Origin of the sequence: Desulfovibrio sp. 7SRBS1 (assembly GCF_049723905.1) — a bacterium.
Lineage (GTDB): Bacteria > Desulfobacterota > Desulfovibrionia > Desulfovibrionales > Desulfovibrionaceae.
This window is the reverse complement of sequence record NZ_JBJKFD010000001.1, coordinates 1838711-1857641: the sequence shown is the minus strand read 5'-3', so window position 1 is coordinate 1857641 and position 18931 is coordinate 1838711. Positions and strand designations below refer to the sequence as shown.

The following is an 18931-nucleotide window of genomic DNA, read 5'->3' as shown; positions in this document are numbered from 1 at the left end:
CTGTCAGAAGCAAACTGCGCCTTGCCGGGAACAAAATTTGTTCGGCCCGTGGAAGTGGGCAGGTGGAAAAGAAATATTTTACGAACAATGTTGAAAAATTTTGGAAGGGGAGCGCGAGGGGAGAACCTTTTTTAAAAGGTTTCCCCTCGCTTCCTTTTTTTTACGTCTATTCACCCGGTGCGAACGGGACCTTTTTTCGGGCGATGCGCATTTCCGCGCCCCGCATGGCGACCATGCACAGCCCCAGGGCTGCGATGCCTCCCAGCTGCTGGTTGAAGGTCACCAGCAGGCCGCAGATAAGGGTCAGGATGATGTATCCGCCCGCGACCTTGGAGTGCGATAGGCCCGAACGCATCAGCCGTTGGTAGATGTGGCTGTGGTGGGCCTGGAAAATATTGTCCCCGCGAATGGCCCGGCGGATCAGCGTGTACATGGCGTCGCCCAGCATGGGCAGCAGCACGGCCAGCTGCCAGGCCGGGGGAACCTGTCCCCGCTGTTGGGTCAGCAGGGCGATGCACACGAACAGCCCCAGCGGGGTGCTGCCCACGTCGCCCATGAATATTTTTGCCGGGTGCCAGTTCCAGAAAAGGAACCCCACCAGGGCCGCGGCCAGCAGCCACCAGATGGTATGGCCGGACCACAGGGCGCAGAACCCGAAGATGAGCGCGCACATGCCGCCCACAAAGCCGTCCATGCCGTCCATGAAATTCGTGAAATTGACGACCGCGGTAATGGCGATACCCACCAGCACCCACGAGAGGATGACCCAGGCCGTGCCGTAGCCGGGCAGGGAGGTCAGTTCCGGCTGGGCGGGAAGTACGGGTGCGCCGCACCAGCAGACAGCAATGGCTGCCGTGGCAAGCTGCACGCCGTAGCGCAGGCTGCGGGGCAGGCCCCGCTTGTCGTCGATAAATCCGGTAATAGCCAGGGGCAGGCAGAGAAACAGCAGGGAAAACGGGTCGGTAACGGCCATGGACGGGCTGAACATGGCTACGGCCAGCCCTGCAATAAAAAATCCCACCAGAAAGCCAAGTCCGCCGCCCGTGGGGGTGGGGGTGGTGTGCGAACTCCGCTGGTTGGGCGTATCGAGCAATTCCTTGCGCGCATAGCGCAGCACATGGCCGGTCGCCATCAGCGCAATGAACAGGGCCAGCAGCGAACCGAGAATGATGGGAAGGTAGACGGTAAATCCGGCCATTACGCGTCCTTTTCTTTCAGAAACCAGGCCGTGGTTTCCTCGGCACCTTGCTGGAACGTCTGGGGCGGCGTCCAGTCCAGTTGGTTGCGCAGGTGGGAGTCGTCCACAACCAGCGAACCGAGCAGGCGGTCGATTTCCTTTGTTTTGCCCACCATGGAGCCAGCCAGCTTGAACATGGCCGAGGGCACGGGCAGGGGCAGGGTTTTGCGGTTCATGGCCCGCGCCAGCACAGAGAGCAGTTCGCCCGTGGAAACAGGGCTGCCGTCGCTGACCAGAAATGTCTGATCCGCTGCATTGGGATGGACCGCGCAGGTGCACAGGGCATCGACCAAGTTGGTTACGGAAACCAGACTGCGGCGGTTGCGCACCAGCACAAAGGGGTTGGCCCCCAGGTTACGGGCCAGTTTGAGCAGGCGCAGAAAATTTGCCCGTACGTGCGGTCCGTAGACCAGGGGTGGGCGGACAATGGTGTATTCCAGGTCCGTTGTGGCGCAAATTTCCTTCAGGGCGTCTTCGGCTTCGGCCTTGCTGCGGCTGTAGGGATCGACCGGCTCGGCTGGCGAGTCGTGGCGAAACGGGGTGGAATTGGTGGCCTCGCCCAGCACCTTGATAGTGCTGACAAAGACGATGCGCCGTACCTGCTGGCGCGAGGCGCTTTCGGCCAGGCGTACCAGGGCGTCGCGGTTGATGCGCCGGTATTCGGCCATGGGATCGGCGGCCGTGTCGTCCATTATGTGCGCCCGGCCCGCCAGATGGATGACCGTGTCCACGCCCGAGAGCGCTTCGTTCCAGCCTGTAAAACCGCTGATGTCGCCGATGACCACCTGGGACGCACCCTCCACGGCCTGGGGCGACCGCATGGCCGCACGTACCTTGAAGCCGCGCTGGTCTAAGATTTTGCACAGGGGGCGGCCAATAAAGCCGTTGGCGCCCGTAACCAGGACGCGGGGGGAGCGGGAATCTGTGGCACTCATAAGTCGTTCTCCGGACTGCCCGGCGATTTTCGGCCAGAATTTGGTGAATCGGGCGGAAATATTTCGGGCAGGCTGTGTTCGTACAGGTTCAGAATAGCGGTGCAGAGTCGGGCCGCATCGAATTTCTCTTCGGCCAGTTTGCGGCTGGCACGTCCCATGGCCTGCCGTTTTTGCGGATCGCGGGCCAGGGTTTCCAAGGCATCGGCCAGGGCTTCTGGATTGCGCAGGGGCACAAGCAGGCCGTTGGCGTGGGGGCCGTGGGCAACCACGGTTTCGCGGCAGCCAGGGGCGTCCGTGGTGATGATGGGGCGGGCGCAGGCCGCGGCCTCCATCAGCCCCACCGGGGTTCCCTCCCGGTAGGAGGGCAGGCAGGAAATATGCGCCTGGCGGATGAAGTTCGGCGTGTCCTCCACATATCCCAGCCACTCCACAAGGCCCTGCTCCTGCCAGTCGCGCAGTTCGTCCTCGAAGATGGGAAATGGATTGCCCGTATCGGGCTGGCCTGCCAGCCGAAAGTGGCAGGGAACGCCGCGTTCCTTCAGAATGCGGGCGGCCACCATCAGGTCGCGTACCCCCTTGTCGCGGATAAGGCGGCAGTGGGTCTCGACGATGACGGGAACATCCGGGCCTGCTTCCGGTTCTGGTGCCGGGGAAAAGCGGGTGATGTCCACGCCCGTGCCATGCATGACCACGCATTGCTCCTTGGCGGCCATGCCGCGCGCCGTGAACTCGTCGCGGTCGTCCGGATTTTCCAGCAGAAAGGTCACGCGGGGATTGCCGCGCAAAAACAGGCCAAAGGGCACGGCAATGATGCGGCGGGGCAGGCTGTGGCGTAGCGCGTTGGACAAAAACAGGGTGCCCAGGCCGGTGACGGCGCAGAATATCCGCTGTGTTCCGCAGGCCAGGGCGGAAAGACCGCCGTATAGGTGCGACTTGAGCGCGCGCAGGTCCACGATGTCGGGCCGGACGCGGCGCATGATGCGCCAGGTATCCCAGGCCGCCACCAGCTCCAGCAGCGGGTTCACGCTTTTGCGGTGCAGCCGGATGGGATGGTAGTGAAAGCCCGCTTTTTCAAACTCGGCCCGATGCTTGCCCGGCGGGGTGATGATGTGGACCTCGAAGCCACGTTCCATGGCTTGCATGGCCAGTTCGCGGCGATGCATCCAAAATACCCATTCGTTGGGCGTCATATACAGAAGGCGCGGTTTGCGGCCTGCAATTGCTGCGGAAGTCGGGGCCATGCGGCAGTGCTCCGGGGCGGTGCGTGTTAAAATATTTCGTTCAGAATGGAAAATGTGGCCGGGACGATGCTGCGTCCGTGGTCCAGGTGTTGTCGCAACCGCTCCCGAAAGTGGTTCAAGTCGTCCATCGTGTCAATATCCGGCCACTCGCGCAGCCGGGCGCAGGACAGACCCGCCTCGTCCATGCGCTGCATGGTCTGGGCAAACACCTGCGGAGTGCTCCAGGTGATGTTCTGAAAAACAGTGGGGGAATAACTGTCCCGGTTGCAGCCTATAAGGTGGTAGCCTCCGTCTCCGGCCGGTGCCAGGGCGCAGTCGTGGCTATCCAGGGCTTTGAAGGCGGCCTCGATGTTTTGGTGGGGCAGGTCGGGCAGGTCGCTGCCCAGCAGTACGGCCTGGTCCACCCCCAGCGTAAAGGCATGGGCAAAGGCGGTGTGCATGCGTTCGCCCAGGTCTGCGCCGCTTTGCGACACCAAAGGCATGGCCGGCCCCATCCAGCGGCGCATGGCCTGCTGCATTTCGGGCGGGGCAAAGTGCACGGCCACGGGCGTGCGGGTCTTTTGGAGCATGTTTATCATGTCGTCCACAAAGGCGGCGTACAGCCGGGCCGCTGTTTTGTCCCCCAGGCTGCGGGCCAGGCGGGTCTTGACCTTGCCCGGCTCCGGAAATTTGACGAAAAAAAGAATCTGTCGGCGCGTCATGTATAGAACCTCGCCAGTCTGGACGCGGACACGCCCAGGTAATACAGGGTTGCTATGGTCCAGTTGCGCAGTGTGCAGGACCACACGCCCTCTTTTTGCCAGCGCCGGGCCGAGGTGAGCACGGCCCGCCGGGAAATGGCCGGGCGCAGGCCCAACCGTTTGAGGCGAAGCATGATTTCCACGTCTTCCATGAGCGGAAGTTCCGGGTAGCCGCCCAATCGGTCGAAAATATCGCGGCGGAAAAATTGGGCCTGGTCGCCGTAGGGAATGCGCGTCAGGCGGCTGCGCAGGCTGGAGAGACGGGACATGAGGGCGAAGAGCGGACCGGGCGCGTCGATGCACAGGTCGAAGGCTCCGGCCGGGTGGCCCGCGTCGATTGCGGCGTTCATTACGGCAAAGGCGTCGCAGGGCAGGCGGGTATCCGCATGCAGAAAAAGGAGAATTTCGCCCTCGGCCGTATGCGCGCCCGCGTTCATCTGCACGGCCCGTCCTTTGGGCGCGGCGCAGCGGACGACCTCGGGAAAGTTGCTTATAGCCGCCAGCGTGGTATGTTCGGGATGGCCGTCCGCCACCACAATCTGCGTTCCGTGCGGGGCAATGGCCTGCACATGGGCGAGCAGGGCGTTTATGCCGTCCGCCTCGCCGAAAACGGGAATGATGACGGAAAATTTGCGGTTCATGTCGGTTTGCGGCATGTATTTATATTCAATAGCGGTCGGGGCATGGGCTACATTAGGCCAGCCAGCGGACCGGTGCAAGGAGAGAGAGCATGCGCGTGAATGTGTTGCAACACGTACCCTTTGAAAACGAGGCCCTGATAGGCGAATGGGCCAAAGAGCGGGGCCACGATCTGAGCCGCACCCTGTGTTGGGAAGGCGGCCGGGAACTCCGGCCGGAGGATTTCGATCTGCTGGTCATCATGGGCGGTCCCATGAGCGTGACGGATGCAGACCGCTACCCTTTTCTGCTATGGGAAAAGCAGCTTATCAAAATGGCCGTTGCCCGGGGAAAGAAGGTTTTAGGCATCTGCCTTGGGGCACAGCTTATTGCCGACGCTCTGGGCGGCGAAGTGGACCGCTCGTCGGAACGCGAAATAGGCGTTTTTCCGGTGCAGCTTGCACCCGATGCCCGGCGTGCCTCGGCAATGAGCGGTTTTCCCGAAACGTTCGACGCCATGCACTGGCACGGTGACATGGTTGCCTTGCCGCCCCGGGGGGCAATTGTTGTGGCTTCCACGCCCGGCTGCCCGGTACAGGGCTTCAGCCTGGGGGAAACGTGCGTAGGGCTGCAGTTTCATCTGGAATGCACGCCCGAATCCATTGAGCGGCTGTTGGAAAATTGTGCGGATGATCTGCGTCCCGGCACGTATGTACAGGATGTGGAAACCCTGCGTCGCAACGTCTCTGCTTTGCAGGGGCGGGAACTTCTGTTCGGCCTGCTGGACAGGCTTGTGCAGGATTGAAAGAAGAAAGGGAGATTTCCATGCGGCTGAAACAGCGCGGAGTGTTCGACCTCCATGAGGTGGAGGATATGCTGCGGCGGGGCAGAATTTGTCACCTGGCCGTGAACGACAACGGGTATCCGTATGTCGTACCTCTCAACTATGCCTATGCGGACGGCTGCCTGTACATGCACTGCGCATCCGAAGGCAAAAAAGTCGAATGCCTGGAACGTGACAGGAATGTGGCCTTTTCCGTGGTCCTGCACGAGGAGCTGGTTACGGGAGACAATGCCTGCGACTACACCATGCGTTATGAAAGCGTGATGGGACGGGGGCAGGTGGTCATCCTGCGCGATGTGGACGCCATACGCGAAGGGCTGGACGTGCTTATGGCGGCTTATCCGCCCTGTGACTGCAACTACAAGGAAAAATACCTGGGCCGTATGCTCGTGCTCAAGCTGCGCATCCAGGAAATGACCGGCAAGCGCAGAGCGGACTGAGTATTCTGGGGTGTTGTTTTTTCCTGGTTGAATTTTCGTTCTAATTTGTGTCCCTGGGAGCGCCGGAATGTGGGATTTGTGGGTTCATCCCCTTGTGCTGTTCCTCAAGGGAATGGTCGTGGGCGTCACCATTGCCATGCCTGTTGGCCCGGTTGGGCTGCTGTGCCTGCAACGCGCCGTAACCGGTGGCGTGCGCATGGGACTGGCATCGGGTTTTGGGGCGGCTCTGGGCGACAGCCTGTACGGGCTGGTGGCGGCCATGGGGCTGACCGTGGTGTCCTCGTTTCTGACCGGCCACGCCTTTTGGCTCAAGCTTGTGGGCGGCGGGTTCCTGGTTGGTATCGGCAGCCGCATGTATGTGGAAAAGGAAGTCCCGCATTTCATCCCGGAGCAGTCCTCCCGCCACATGGCCGGATCGTTCATGTCCACGTTTTTTCTCACCCTGGCCAACCCCATGACCATCCTGGCCTTTGCCGTGATTTTCGCAGGTCTTGGCCTGGGGCAGCCCGGCGGCGGGCTGATCCACGGCATATCCCTGGTTTTGGGCGTGTTCTGCGGTTCCGGGCTGTGGTGGCTGGCCATTGCCTTTGGCGGCCCCTACCTGCGGGACAAGCTGGCCCATCGGCTGGGCACGGTGCATAAAATTTCCGCTCTGGTTATTATTGCCTTCGGCCTGCTGGCCCTTGCCACCATCTGGCTGCCGAAGAGCGGCGTGTAGCCTAAGTTCCCGCCGCTTTTCCTGTGCCGAGGGAAAGACGGTCTTTATTGCAACCCCTACCAGATTTACAGATAACATGCTTTGGCAGACAACATGCTTTGGAGGATTGAATATGCGTATTTGTTGTTTCGGCGATTCCCTCACCCTGGGGACCGGCGATGAAAAATGTCTGGGCTGGCCCGGACGGTTGGCTCTTTGGGCCAAAGGGGCCGGTTACGACCTTACCGTGTACAACATGGGGGTACGTGCCGACATCCTGGAACGGATCAAGGACCGCTGGCCCACGGAAGCTGCGGCCCGCATTGCGGGGGACGAACCGTCCGGCTTTATCCTCAACTTCGGTGTGGCCGACGTTATGAACAATATCGACGCGGACAAGACCATTCTGGCCGCGCGGCAGTTTGTAAAGACCGCTTCCGCAACGTGCCCCACCGTGGTCATAGGCCCGTTTCCCGTGCTGGACCCGGAAAAGGATTCACAGGTTGCCGCGTTGTCCAGCGCGTTCGGCGGAGTATGCAAGGACTTGGACGTGCCCTACCTGCCCATGCATATCTCGCTCTCCGATACTCCCGAGTATGCGGATGCCCTCAAGGCCGGTGACGGCGCACATCCCTGCGAAGACGGATACGAGGCCATTGCCCTGCGCATTTGTCAGTGGGGCGCGTGGCGGGCGCTTATCAGTTAATGTTCTGTTGTCCGCCCGAGTTATGTCTTGGGCGGCGCATGGCTGCCCTGGTGAGGTGCCGCGTGTATTCCTGTCTTTTGAATGCAATGAATGGAAATGACGCGCTGCTGGGGCTCCAATGAAAATGCGGACATGATTGGCCATGTAAAAACTCCCGGATACGCTGTGAGGCATGTCCGGGAGTTTTTTATTTTTTTTGGGTGGTTGGGGGGCGGGATGTTTTGGGGCTAGTGTCGCGTCCGTCAAATCCGCATCATTATGCATGCGGCAGAACGAGCGGCACGACACATGGGGGCAAAGCCCACCATGCACCGCCAAAGGCGGTGTGAGCGTACCGGAAAATCGCATTTTTCAGGTCGCGGTCCTCCGCAAAATACGTCTGCGTATTTTGCGGACATCACACTAGTCGACCCAATGGATGTCCAGCGGGTCCCTGTCCACCAGGCGAGGATACTTGTTTACAGGATACCCGACCATGACCGCTCCGGTGATTTCCCTTTCCTCAGGGACGGACAGAAGCGACTCGATGTATTCCCGGTTGGACCTCACATACAGCTCGAACAGTCCGGCCCAGCAGCTGCCCAGGCCGAGCGAAGGCGCGAACAGTTCCATGTAGGCCATGCAGAAGACCGTGTTGTCGCGTCTGGTGCGGAGGGTCTTGGGGGCCGTGGCCACAACCAGCTGGGGGGCGCCGCGGAAAATGGGCTCCTGCCTCTGTGACCTGTACACCCGCACATGGCCCGGCAGGGAGGGGTGAAAGGGCTGGCCCGATTCGATTTCCTTTTCCATCCAGACGATGACCGATTCCACAATCTGAGCCAGCAGTTCCTTGTTGTCCACCACATGGTAGGCAATGTTTTGGGTGTTGCTGGCAGTGGGCGCAAACCGGGCGATGTTTACAAGCCGCGTCAGTTCTTCGCGGGAAATCGGCTTTTTTTTGTAGCAGCGGATGGAGCGCCGGGAACGCAGGAACAGTTCCGCTTTTTCGGCATCCAGCACCGGGAAGTCTTCCAGCAGGGGCTGGCCTTCCGGGGGGCAGAGGGTGTTGACCAAGGCGTCCTGGTCGCAGATGGCGGAGCAGTGGCCGCACCGTATGCAGCTCTCGGGCGCAACGGCCACGGGGAGGTCGCCCTCCATGGCCAGTACGTAGGCTGGGCAGGCCCGGATACATTTTCCGCATTGGACGCATTTTTCAGCGTCTACTTGTATAAGATTCATGGCTGGCTTGTGTCCTTTAAATGAGTCTCTTTATATCTGCCGCAGTATGCGCGGCACGTTATGGTGGGGCATAGTCCGCCATGCGCAGCTTTTGGCGGCGTGAGCAGCCTGAAAACAGCGCTTTTCAGGTAGTGCTTCTCCTAAAAATTGGGGGACAGCACACTAGAAGGTGGCCTTGGGAAAGGAGCCCAGTTTGGGTTTGATGGCCTCGCCCAGCCAGGCGATGGTCTGGCCCAGGTTGGTCATGTTGGCGAGTGCCTCGGCATCTTCCAGAACGTCCTTGCGGCGCAGGGCGATGCCCATGTTCCAGTAGGTGGAGCCGGGAACTATCATTCCGCTCATAAGAAACATATGGTTGATGCTGTCGAAGACCGGTACGGCACCGCCGCGCCGGGCAACAGCCACGGCCGCGCCTATCTTGCCCGCAAGCAGGCCGCCGTTGGACAGGCCCACATAGCCCGCGCGGTCGAGCACGGCCTTGGCTTCCGCAGTCAGGTCCGCAAAGTAAGTGGGGGAACCGATGATGACGGCATCGGCGCGGACGATTTCGTCCATGACCTCGTTGAACATGTCCGTGGTGATGGCACAGTGTTTGTCCTGGTTTTTTGCACACTTGTTGCAAGCCATACAGCCGCGCACAGGCTGTCCGCCAACCTGGATAAGACGTGTTTCCCAGCCTGCTTCGGCCAGGGGTATAAGGGCATGGTTGAGCATGCATTCCGTGTTGCCGCCTTTGCGGGGGCTACCGTTTATTGCGATTGCGTACATGAGGCTTCCTCCAGACTTGACGTTGTTAGATGGCATACCATACCCTTATCTCGTTTCAGAGCAAGTACCAACTTTTTTGTATGGTACTTACAAAAAGTATAGCAATGGGGAAGACAGTTGAGCGTTTGTCCAATAAAAATTCTGAATGGCAGAAAATACCAATGTTTTTTTGAACTGGCCTTCCTGGTCATAGGCGGCAAGTGGAAGCCGGTTATTTTATGGCATCTGTCGCAGGAAAAGGCGCTTCGCTTTGGGGAATTGCGTCGGACCATCCCCGAGGTGACCGAACGGATGCTGACCAAGCAGCTGCGCGAATTGGAAACGGACGGTCTGGTGCACCGCGAGGTGTTCCGCGTGGTTCCGCCCAAGGTGGAATATTCGCTAACGGAAATGGGCCGGAGCCTTATTCCGATTCTGGAGCAGATGCGCGACTGGGGCGCATCGTACGAGGAATTTCTGAACGGCGGCGAAGCGCTGCGCGGGGCTGATTCCGAGAAAAAATAGCGGCTTGGAGTCTGGAAGAGGATGCGCCGGAGTGTGCCCGCCTGGACGACTTGCCTTTTGCTGTGAACAACCAAAGAAGGTGGCGTGGAAAACGCAATGGATTTTTCCGGAAGCGACAGCTTTGATAATGAGACCTTTGACCATACCGCGTGCAATGAAGAGGTCGAAGGCGTCTCGTTTTACAAGTGCACCTTTCAAAATGTGGATTTTCAGTCTGCCCGGCTGGTGGACTGCGCGTTTGATGAATGCAGATTCGTGCAGTGCAATTTGTCGCTCATGGAAATCGTCGGGTCTCTCTTCACCTGGGTGAAATTTACAGACTGCAAAATGGTGGGCGTGGACTGGAGCGGAACAGGGGGATTTTTATCCGCGTCCTATAGTGGCTGCATTATGAGGAATAATGTGTTCGCAGACATGAACCTCTCCCAATATAAATTTTTGTCGTGCGATCTGCGGGAGGCCCAATTCTCCAATGTCAGGTTGAAGAGTGCGGTGTTCGATGAGTGCGAGCTGGGGCAATGCCAGTTCCATCAGGCGGATTTGAGTTATGCGAATTTTGCCACGTCGCGGAATTATTACATGAATGCGGAAACCAACACCTTGAAGAAGACGGTTTTTTCCTTGCCCGAGGCCGTTTCCCTGCTGGCGAATTTGGATATTGTTTTGGAGTGATAGAGCTGTACCCTCTGCCCTGCCAGTTGTGCCCCTGCGCCATGTCCCGGTGACTCGACTTGGTATTACAGGCGTAGGCGGCTAGGAGGGATGGCCCTCCATGCGTTCTCGCAGCCTGCGCAGCAATGCGGCAGCCTGGCCGATGGCCGCTGCATCCAGGCCCGGCAGGAGTTCTTCGATAATTTTGTTTTCCTGTTCGCGGGAGGTGTACAGGGCCGTACGCCCCGTATCGGTAAGCTCTGCCAGCTTCGACCGTTTGTGCCTCGGGTTTGTCTTGAACTCGAGCAGCCCCTGGGCGTTCAATTCGTTGCACACCGTCTGCACGAACTGTCTGGATACGTTCAATTCGGCAGCTACATCCGGCACCGTAGCCGTCTTCTGCCGGTCCACCACCTCGGCAACACGCTTATGCGAGGTGCGCATTCCGCTTTGCTCATGGACCGCGTCCATGGCTTCCGCAAGAATCGCCTGAAGATGAAAAACTTCCCTGAACAGATCATGCAGGGCGGCTCCGGTGGGGTGCCCTCTCTTGTCGTCGTCTACAGCCATCTACGCACCTTTTGGCAATATTGGGTATAGGTTTCAGCGAACCTGCGCTGCAGGTAGGCTTCCTCGCGTGGAATCACGTACAGGCGAAGATACGCCGCCAGGGGCAGGAAATCCAGCAGCAACCAGCCGCTGCGGGCGGCCAGGCCAATACCGATAAGGATCATAAGAAACCCCACATACATGGGGTTGCGGCTGTATCGATGCGCTCCCTGCACCACAAGGGACTGGGCCGGGCGGTTGGTCTTCACATTCACTCCCAGGTTTTGGAAGCGGGTGTGCCCCCACATCATGAACCAGAATCCTCCCCAAAACACTGCCAGCCCGCCGATTAAAAGCGGCAGAAAAGGCAGGGGAAGGTGCCAGGGAAAAGCCAGCTCCAGTATAATGCCAGCCAGCAGGCTGAGCGTGAATGCCCTCGGAGGCATAAACTGGATTCCCGGGGAATCCTGGGCCGTTGCCTTGATCTTTGGGGAAGTATGGGCGTTCATAGGTACTCCTGCAATATCAGTTTTCAGGAATATGGCAGATGACAGCTATGTTGTCAATATGACAGCTTGGTTGTCATATAGATATTACAGTATAGGCGTTGGATGCCTGGCTGATACAAGCCAAGCGCACCTGACTGCACGGAAAAAGACCTCTGGAAATTGGGCATGCTGAGAGGCTCTATGGAAAGAGGGAAGGTCGAACGCAGTGACACGCCAGACGTGCCGCCAGCCACAGTAGGCGCGGGAAAAAGAGAAGCGCTTTCGGCTTACAGCATGCCTTCGGTTTGGAAGCTGTAGTAGGTGCGGTCGGTAACGATGAGATGGTCGAGGATGCGCACGCCCAGGTCGTGTCCGGAGCGGATGAGGCGGCGCGTGAGGTCGATGTCCTGGCTGGAGGGCTTGGGATCGCCGCCAGGATGGTTGTGCACCAGAATGATGCCGCTGGCCTGAAAGTGCAGGGCCTTGCTCAGCACTTCGCGCGGATAGACCGGGGCTTCGTCCACGGTTCCCGTACTGACGCATTCCCAGGCTACCAGCCGGTTCTTGTTGTCCACAAGGGCCACCCAGAATTCTTCGGAGCGGCACGGTCCCAGTCGGGCCATGGCCATGTCCGCGATATCACGCGGCTGGTTGATCACTTCGCGTTTGCGCAGGGGCGCCTCGTGCAGACGGGCCCATGTTTCCCGCCACAGGGTCCAGAAAAGGTCGAGCGAGGGGCCGAAGCCCTTGACCTGCGCCAGTTCGCCTTTCCCGGCGTTGAACACGCCATGCAGGGTGCCGAAGCGGTCGAGCAGTTCCTTGGCCAGGGGCTTGGTGTCTGCGCGGCGCAGCACATGGCCAAGAAGAAGTTCCAAAATTTCGTAGTCTTCCAGGGCCTTGGCATCGCGCTGCAGTTTTTCGCGCAAACGCTGGCGGTGTCCGTGGTAGTGGGGCGTACTCATGGCCTGCGGGCACCCGGAGCGGGCGCGGCAAACAGGGCGCAGAGTCCGGCCACCAAACTTTCCAGGGCCTGGGTGTCACTCTTTTCGCCGGTTTTCACGCCCATGTCGGCCTCCAGGGCCAGGGTAAACATGGCGCGCACCTTGTGGGGGCCCATGCGCTGTGCAGTGGCGATTTTTTTGTCCTTGAGCCAGGGGGGCAGGCGAACGTCTTCGCCGTGCATCAGCTGCCACAGCAGGCGGCATTCGCGCGTGAGGCTGGAAAGCAGGGGGAAAAGCAGGTTGTCCGAGGATGATGACCGTTCGCGCAGCACCTCGCGCCATACGTCGATGGTGGCCCGGCCCTGGGTAAGGGCGTCGAGCATGTTCCAGAAGTCCAGCTCCAGCACAGGGGCCAGCAGTTCCAGATCGGTCATTTCCAGTTCGCGGCGTTCGCCCAGCACCAGATCCAGCTTGTCCAGTTCAGAGCCCAGGGCCGCCGCATCCACTGGCAGCAGGGAGCAGAGCTTGCGGAAAACGGGCTGGGGAATGTTGATGGCCTGTTGTTTGGCCCAGGCCGTCACATGGTTGGGCAGGCTTTTGGTGTCCAGTCCGGGGGAGGTCCATATCCAGCCGTGCTTTTCAGCCACCAGCCAGAATTTCTGCTTGATGAGGCGTTTGAGCAGCTTGGGCTTGCCGCGGTCCCAGGCGGATTCCACGCACAGGAAGGGCCATCCCGCAGGGCCGCCAAGAACCGGCACAAGCTGCTTGAGCTGTGCCTCGGCCATGGCTTCCACATGGCGCAGGATAACGGCCTTGGCTCCGCCCAGCAGGCTCACCGAGGAGATGTCCTGCCAGAAGGAATCGGGCAGGTCGTCGTCTCCCCAGTAGGTGCGCTGGTCATATCCGCCCCCCGCCTGTTTGAGCAGAACGTCGATGCGCTGCTTGAGCAGGGCGGCATCAGGGCAGACAAGAATATTGAAACCGGGACGGGACATGGTGCTCCTGCCAACGGATCAGTAGGCGTTCTGCATGGAGTCTACGATTTGCCGCACGGCCAGTTCCACGGCCTTGCGACGGGCCGACTGCTGGTCGGACGCCAGAAAACGTTCGGAAATGTACTTGTAGCCGGAGTCCCACACCTCTGCATTGGTCAGACGGCGGCGAATACGGGCGCGGACCTTGATGGTGGCGACGTATTGTTCGGTCTGGCCCTTGTCGTCGCTTACCGCCGTGGTCACGTCGAAGAATTCTATGTCGATGTAGACCAGGGCGTCGGCATCGGACTTGTCCACCCAGCGGAGCTGCGCCCGGCTCGTGATTTCGTCACGAAAACGGGCGATCAGCTCGGCGGGCAGCCATGTTTCCATGCTGGGGTTGTCGACCCTTTTGATGGCCAGAGTCTTGATGTCCTCGGGCAGCGCCACCTTGCCCTGAGACACGAATTGATAGCCGCAGCCGCCGAGGGCCGAAACGGCCAGCAGAACGAGCAGCATAAGGACGGCCGGGGTCGTGCGGAAGGGAAAGGTATGTCGCATGCGATTCCTCAAGACGGAGAGTCTCTTCGTTTAGTTGGCGACGATGTTCACCAGCTTGCCGGGCACGACAACAACCTTGCGGATGGTCTTGCCTTCGGTGTGGCGGGTGATGTTTTCGTCGGAGAGTGCCATTTTTTCCACTTCATCCTTGGAGGCGTCGGCGGCAACGGTAAGGCGCGAACGCAGCTTGCCGTTGACCTGCACCACCACGGTGACCTCGTCGCGGACCATGGCTTTTTCGTCGTATTCGGGCCAGGGCTGCGTGCAGGCCATGCCCTGGTATCCGGCGGCCTTCCAGAGTTCCTCGCACACGTGCGGGACCATGGGGGAGAGCACGGTCAGAATGGAAGCAACGGCCGAGGACAGCACCTTGCGGCCCGTTGCGTCGTCCTTCAGCTCGTCCTTGGCAAGGTAGAGATCGTTGACCAGTTCCATGACCGCGGCAATGGCGGTGTTGAACTGGTAGTTGCGTTCCAGGTCGTTTTTGACCTTGCGCACGGTCTCGTGTTCCTTGCAGCGCACTTCCTTGGCCTTGGCGGAAAGCTCTCCGCTGACGGGGGCGCAGGCGGCGCTCGGCTCGATGACGTCGACCAGGTCCTCCACCAGACGCCACAGGCGGCCGATGAAGCGGTGGCAGCCTTCCACGCCCTTTTCGTTCCAGTCCAGGTCCTTTTCGGGCGGCGCGGCAAACAGGGAGAACAGGCGGGTGGTGTCTGCACCGTAGCGCTGCACCATTTCGCTGGGTTCCACCACGTTGCCCTTGGACTTGCTCATCTTGGAGCCGTCCTTGATGACCATGCCCTGGGTGAGCAGGCTTTCAAAGGGCTCGTCGTAGTTCATGTAGCCCAGGTCGCGCAGCGCCTTGACGAAAAAGCGGGCGTAGAGCAGATGCAAAATGGCGTGTTCGATGCCGCCGATGTACTGGTCCACGGGGCACCAGTATTTGAGGGCGTCCAGATCGAATGGGGCAGTTTCGTTGCGCGCATCGGTGTAGCGGGCAAAGTACCAGCTGGATTCGAAAAAAGTATCCAGGGTGTCTGTTTCGCGACGGGCCGGCTTGCCGCACTTGGGGCAGGCCACGTTCACGAACGATTCAGTCTCTGGCAGGGGCGAACGGCCGTCGGGACGGGTCTTCAGGTCCGTGGGCAGAACCACGGGCAGGTCCTTTTCCGGCACCGGTACCGCGCCGCACTCGTCGCAGTAGATGACCGGGATGGGAGCGCCCCAGAAACGCTGGCGGCTGACGTTCCAGTCGCGCAGGCGGTAGTTGACCGTAGGCTTGCCGAGTTTCTTTTCACCCAGGTAATCGGTGATGGCCTTTTTGGCTTCCTCGTTGTCCATGCCGGTGAACTGGCCGGAATTGTCCAGCACGCCGGGGGCGCTGTAGGCTTCGGTCAGCTCCTCCACCACGATCTTGTCGCCCTTTTTGGGCTGGATGACCACCTTGAGGGGCAGGCCGTATTTGCTGGCAAAGTCGAAGTCGCGTTGGTCGTGGGCAGGCACGGCCATAACCGCGCCGGTGCCGTATCCCATGAGTACGAAGTTGGCCACGTAGATGGGCATGCGTTCGCCGCTCAGGGGGTTGATGCAGTACGCGCCCGTGAACACGCCTTCCTTTTCCAGGGTGTCGGCTTCACGTTCCATGCGTTCCATGTTGCGGACCTTGTCCACAAAGGCGCGCACGTCGTCGGCCTGTTCCTTGCCCTCAATGAGTTTTTCCACCAGCGGATGCTCGGCGGCAAGGCTCATGAAGGTGGCACCGTACAGGGTATCGGGCCGTGTGGTGAAAACGTCCACGCTTTCGCCGCCTTCAATCTGGAAGGTAAGCTGCGAGCCGTAGCTCTTGCCTATCCAGTTGCGCTGCATGGTCAGGACGCGCTCGGGCCAGCCGGGCAGTTTGTCCAGCCATTCCAGCAGCTCGTCGGCGTAGTCGGTAATGCGCAGGTACCACTGTTCCAGGTCGCGGGTCTGGACCACGGAATCGCAGCGCCAGCACAGGCCGTCTTCCACCTGTTCGTTGGCCAGCACGGTGTGGCAGCTCGGGCACCAGTTGACCGGAGACTGCTTGCGGTAGATCAGCCCCTTTTCCATGAACTTGATGAAAAAGAGCTGCTCCCAGCGGTAGTAGTCCGGGTGGCAGGTGGCCAGTTCGCGGGTCCAGTCAAAGGAGTAGCCCAGCCGCTTGAGCTGGCCGCGCATGTCGTCGATATTGGAATATGTCCAATCCGCGGGGTGGGTGTCGTGCTTTATGGCCGCATTTTCCGCCGGCAGGCCAAATGCATCCCAGCCCATGGGGTTTAGCACGTTGAAGCCCTGCATACGCTTGTAACGGGCGACCACGTCGCCGATGGTGTACACGCGCACATGCCCCATGTGGATTTTTCCCGAGGGGTAGGGGAACATTTGCAGGCAGTAGTATTTGGGCTTGTCACTGCCGTTTTCTGCCAGGAACAGTTTGTGTTCATTCCACTGATCCTGCCAGGCGGGCTCAATGGAATGCGGATCGTAGCTGCCGATACCCATTTCTGTGATGTCCTTAAATTATCTTTGGCGTAAATTGGGGTTAAATGCCTTTACGCATCTCAAACTCGCCGTTCTGCACGGCCTTGGCCGCAGCGTCGAGTATGCCGTTGATGAAGTTGGCCGAGTTCTCGTCGCCATAGCTCTTGGCCATTTCCACGGCTTCGTTGATGGCAACCTTGAGCGGAATGTCAGGCCTGTAGAGCATCTCGAACAGCGCCAGGCGCAAAATGGTCAGTTCGATTTTGGCAATACGCTTGATCTTCCAATGCTGGGAGAATTTGGAGATGGTCTCGTCGAGTTCTTCGGAATGCTCCCAGACGCCCAGGACAAGTTCCCAGGCGAATTCTCCGGCTTTTTGCGCAACTTTTCCTTCACCGCGCAGGGAAGGCCCCTTGCTGAAAAGAAAAAAGAGCTTTTCCTGGTTTTCCGCGGCCTCGAAGTGCAGACCGTACAATGTCTGAAAGGCCCGCTGGCGCGCAGTCCGGCGGACGCTGACCTGTTTTTGCTGCATGGATTAAATTTGCTCCAGGACGCGAACCAGTTCGAGAGCTGCGGCTGCCGCCTCGGCTCCCTTGTTTCCAGCTTTGCTTCCGGCCCGTTCAATGGCCTGTTCAATTGAGTCCGTGGTCAGCACGCCGAAGCCGATGGGCATTCCGGTTTCCAGTCCCACATGGGCCAGACCCTTGGCGCACTCGTTGGCCACGAAGTCGAAATGCGGAGTGGAGCCGCGGATGACGGCACCCAGGCAGACGATGGCATCGCACTCGCCCTTTTGGGCGATTTTGCGAACGGCCACGGGCATCTCGAACGCACCGGGGATGCGCACCAGATTGATGTTCTCGGCCTGTGCGCCGTGGCGGATGAGGTAATCCGCTGCACCGCCCACGAGTCTGTCCACGATGAAATCGTTGAAACGGGCCGCGACGAGAGTGAATTTCAGGCCTTTGGCATCAAGCTGGCCTTCGGTAGTCTTCAGGTTAAGCATGACTTATTGTTCTCCGGTCTTTTCGTTGAGATGGAGCAGGTGGCCCATCTTGTTCTTTTTGGTTTCCAGATAGCACTGGTTCTGCGGGCAGGGGGCCATTTCAATGGGCACCCGGTCCGTAACCTCCAGCCCGTAGCCTTCCAGCCCCACGATTTTTTTGGGGTTGTTGGTCATAAGGCGCATTTTTTTGACCCCGAGGGCCACCAGAATTTGTGCCCCTACGCCGTAGTCGCGCAGGTCGGCCTTGAATCCCAGCTTCTGGTTGGCTTCAACCGTGTCGTAGCCTTCGTCCTGAAGATGGTACGCCTTGATCTTGTTGGCAAGGCCGATACCGCGGCCTTCCTGGCGCATATACAAAAGCACACCTTTGCCTTCTTCGGAAATCATGCGTAGGGCGTTCTGCAGCTGGCCGCCGCAGTCGCAGCGCAGGCTGCCAAACACGTCGCCGGTCAGGCATTCGCTGTGCACGCGTACCAGGCAGGGTTCGTCTGGATGGACGTCGCCCATAACCAGGGCCACATGGTCGCGTCCGTCCACATCGGAATGGAACGCGGAAATGGTGAATTCACCACCGTAGCAGCTGGGCAGCTTGGCGTCGCTGACCTTTTGCACGCTCAGGTGGCCGAACTTCATGCGGTACTGGATGAGGTCGGCGATGGTGGCGATTTTGATATCGTGTTTTTCTGCGAATTCGATCAGATCGGGCATGCGGGACATGTTGCCGTCTTCACGCATGATTTCGCAGATGACGCTGGCGGGTTTGAGCCCGGCCAGGACGGAAAGGTCCACGCTGCCTTCGGTCTGTCCGCAGCGTACCAGGACGCCGCCGTCCTTGGCGCGCAAGGGGAAGACGTGGCCCGGCGTGACGATGTCCTCCGCCGTGGCCGTGTCACTGACCGCGGTAAGGATGGTGGTGGCCCGATCATAGGCCGAGATGCCCGTGGTCACGCCTTTGCGCGCTTCGATGGACACCGTGAAGTTGGTACCAAACGAGGACTCGTTGTGCTTGCTCATGAGCGGCAGTTCCAGATGGTCCGCCATTTCATTGGACATGGGCAGGCAGATCAGTCCGCGGCCGTGCGTAGCCATGAAGTTGATGATCTCGGGCGTGATCTTTTCCGCAGCGCAGGTCAGGTCGCCTTCGTTCTCGCGGTCTTCGTCGTCCACAAGAATAATCATCTTGCCGTTGCGGATGTCCTCTATGGCTTCCTCAACGGAGCAAATGTGGTCTGTGTATTTGTTCATTCATAATCTCCAGAGCGCGTCGGCTCGAAAAAAGTGCGTAAGTCTACGCGCAAAGCGTCCGCTTGC

Annotated in this window: 22 protein-coding genes; 6 read left to right on the top strand and 16 right to left on the bottom strand. The window is 59.6% G+C overall.

What is annotated here, in order from left to right; translation table 11 throughout:
- Positions 1–166: 166 nt before the first annotated feature.
- The 5 genes from ACI0FJ_RS08600 to ACI0FJ_RS08580 are packed head-to-tail and all read right to left on the bottom strand — an operon-like array spanning position 167 to position 4794.
- Positions 167–1198: an MraY family glycosyltransferase gene (locus ACI0FJ_RS08600; RefSeq protein WP_424301823.1), complete on the bottom strand. Its 1032-nt coding sequence runs from the start codon at positions 1196–1198 to the stop codon at positions 167–169.
- Positions 1198–2172, bottom strand: a complete 975-nt coding sequence (locus tag ACI0FJ_RS08595; RefSeq protein ID WP_424301820.1) for an NAD-dependent epimerase/dehydratase family protein — start codon at positions 2170–2172, stop codon at positions 1198–1200. Before ACI0FJ_RS08595 ends, ACI0FJ_RS08600 begins: the two co-directional genes overlap by 1 nt.
- Entirely contained in the window at positions 2169–3413 is a 1245-nt protein-coding gene (locus tag ACI0FJ_RS08590) for a glycosyltransferase family 4 protein (protein WP_424301817.1), read from the bottom strand. Before ACI0FJ_RS08590 ends, ACI0FJ_RS08595 begins: the two co-directional genes overlap by 4 nt.
- Before the next feature lie 26 nt (positions 3414–3439).
- Positions 3440–4114 (bottom strand): TIGR04282 family arsenosugar biosynthesis glycosyltransferase, encoded by a 675-nt coding sequence (locus tag ACI0FJ_RS08585; RefSeq protein WP_424301814.1) that lies wholly within the window; start codon positions 4112–4114, stop codon positions 3440–3442.
- The gene (locus ACI0FJ_RS08580) at positions 4111–4794 is read right to left on the bottom strand and encodes a TIGR04283 family arsenosugar biosynthesis glycosyltransferase (protein ID WP_424301811.1); all 684 of its coding nucleotides are present in this window, start codon (positions 4792–4794) and stop codon (positions 4111–4113) included. Before ACI0FJ_RS08580 ends, ACI0FJ_RS08585 begins: the two co-directional genes overlap by 4 nt.
- A gap of 89 nt (positions 4795–4883) precedes the next feature.
- Here ACI0FJ_RS08580 and ACI0FJ_RS08575 point away from each other — a divergent pair, with 89 nt between their 5' ends.
- From ACI0FJ_RS08575 to ACI0FJ_RS08560, 4 genes are all read left to right on the top strand, one after another.
- Positions 4884–5576 (top strand): type 1 glutamine amidotransferase, encoded by a 693-nt coding sequence (locus ACI0FJ_RS08575; protein ID WP_424301808.1) that lies wholly within the window; start codon positions 4884–4886, stop codon positions 5574–5576.
- A 20-nt stretch (positions 5577–5596) separates the two neighbouring features.
- Positions 5597–6055: a pyridoxamine 5'-phosphate oxidase family protein gene (locus ACI0FJ_RS08570; protein WP_424301805.1), complete on the top strand. Its 459-nt coding sequence runs from the start codon at positions 5597–5599 to the stop codon at positions 6053–6055.
- A 67-nt stretch (positions 6056–6122) separates the two neighbouring features.
- A complete protein-coding gene (locus ACI0FJ_RS08565; protein ID WP_424301802.1) occupies positions 6123–6773 on the top strand; it encodes a LysE family translocator in 651 nt (216 codons plus the stop codon).
- Positions 6774–6885: 112 nt separating this feature from the next.
- The gene (locus tag ACI0FJ_RS08560) at positions 6886–7458 is read left to right on the top strand and encodes a GDSL-type esterase/lipase family protein (RefSeq protein WP_424301799.1); all 573 of its coding nucleotides are present in this window, start codon (positions 6886–6888) and stop codon (positions 7456–7458) included.
- A 402-nt stretch (positions 7459–7860) separates the two neighbouring features.
- On the opposite strand, the gene ACI0FJ_RS08555 is transcribed toward ACI0FJ_RS08560, so the two are convergent.
- Together ACI0FJ_RS08555 and ACI0FJ_RS08550 are read right to left on the bottom strand one after the other, a co-directional pair.
- On the bottom strand, positions 7861–8676 hold the full coding sequence (locus ACI0FJ_RS08555) for a nitroreductase family protein (RefSeq protein WP_424301796.1): 816 nt from the start codon (positions 8674–8676) through the stop codon (positions 7861–7863).
- A 162-nt stretch (positions 8677–8838) separates the two neighbouring features.
- Entirely contained in the window at positions 8839–9444 is a 606-nt protein-coding gene (locus tag ACI0FJ_RS08550; RefSeq protein WP_424301793.1) for a flavodoxin family protein, read from the bottom strand.
- 117 nt (positions 9445–9561) lie between these two features.
- Here ACI0FJ_RS08550 and ACI0FJ_RS08545 point away from each other — a divergent pair, with 117 nt between their 5' ends.
- Complete coding sequence (locus tag ACI0FJ_RS08545) at positions 9562–9948, top strand: winged helix-turn-helix transcriptional regulator (RefSeq protein WP_424301790.1); 387 nt, start codon at positions 9562–9564, stop codon at positions 9946–9948.
- A gap of 96 nt (positions 9949–10044) precedes the next feature.
- Positions 10045–10620, top strand: coding sequence for a pentapeptide repeat-containing protein (locus tag ACI0FJ_RS08540; RefSeq protein WP_424301787.1), 576 nt, complete (start codon positions 10045–10047; stop codon positions 10618–10620).
- An 81-nt stretch (positions 10621–10701) separates the two neighbouring features.
- On the opposite strand, the gene ACI0FJ_RS08535 is transcribed toward ACI0FJ_RS08540, so the two are convergent.
- The 9 genes from ACI0FJ_RS08535 to ACI0FJ_RS08495 all read right to left on the bottom strand — a co-directional run bounded on the left by ACI0FJ_RS08535 (position 10702) and on the right by ACI0FJ_RS08495 (position 18865).
- A complete protein-coding gene (locus tag ACI0FJ_RS08535; protein ID WP_424301784.1) occupies positions 10702–11169 on the bottom strand; it encodes a MarR family winged helix-turn-helix transcriptional regulator in 468 nt (155 codons plus the stop codon).
- Positions 11160–11657, bottom strand: coding sequence for a methyltransferase family protein (locus ACI0FJ_RS08530; protein WP_424301781.1), 498 nt, complete (start codon positions 11655–11657; stop codon positions 11160–11162). The genes ACI0FJ_RS08535 and ACI0FJ_RS08530 overlap by 10 nt, the downstream gene beginning before the upstream one ends.
- 266 nt (positions 11658–11923) lie before the next feature.
- Positions 11924–12598: a RadC family protein gene (gene radC / locus ACI0FJ_RS08525; RefSeq protein WP_424301778.1), complete on the bottom strand. Its 675-nt coding sequence runs from the start codon at positions 12596–12598 to the stop codon at positions 11924–11926.
- On the bottom strand, positions 12595–13572 hold the full coding sequence (holA, locus tag ACI0FJ_RS08520) for a DNA polymerase III subunit delta (RefSeq protein ID WP_424301775.1): 978 nt from the start codon (positions 13570–13572) through the stop codon (positions 12595–12597). The genes radC and holA overlap by 4 nt, the downstream gene beginning before the upstream one ends.
- Before the next feature lie 18 nt (positions 13573–13590).
- Positions 13591–14112: an LPS assembly lipoprotein LptE gene (gene lptE / locus ACI0FJ_RS08515; protein WP_424301772.1), complete on the bottom strand. Its 522-nt coding sequence runs from the start codon at positions 14110–14112 to the stop codon at positions 13591–13593.
- Positions 14113–14142: 30 nt separating this feature from the next.
- Positions 14143–16635 (bottom strand): leucine--tRNA ligase, encoded by a 2493-nt coding sequence (leuS, locus tag ACI0FJ_RS08510; RefSeq protein WP_424301769.1) that lies wholly within the window; start codon positions 16633–16635, stop codon positions 14143–14145.
- Positions 16636–16675: 40 nt separating this feature from the next.
- Positions 16676–17146: a transcription antitermination factor NusB gene (nusB, locus tag ACI0FJ_RS08505; RefSeq protein WP_424301766.1), complete on the bottom strand. Its 471-nt coding sequence runs from the start codon at positions 17144–17146 to the stop codon at positions 16676–16678.
- Between the two features lie 3 nt (positions 17147–17149).
- The gene (ribE, locus tag ACI0FJ_RS08500) at positions 17150–17620 is read right to left on the bottom strand and encodes a 6,7-dimethyl-8-ribityllumazine synthase (RefSeq protein WP_424301763.1); all 471 of its coding nucleotides are present in this window, start codon (positions 17618–17620) and stop codon (positions 17150–17152) included.
- A gap of 3 nt (positions 17621–17623) precedes the next feature.
- Positions 17624–18865, bottom strand: a complete 1242-nt coding sequence (locus tag ACI0FJ_RS08495) for a bifunctional 3,4-dihydroxy-2-butanone-4-phosphate synthase/GTP cyclohydrolase II (RefSeq protein WP_424301760.1) — start codon at positions 18863–18865, stop codon at positions 17624–17626.
- Between the last annotated feature and the right edge of the window lie 66 nt (positions 18866–18931).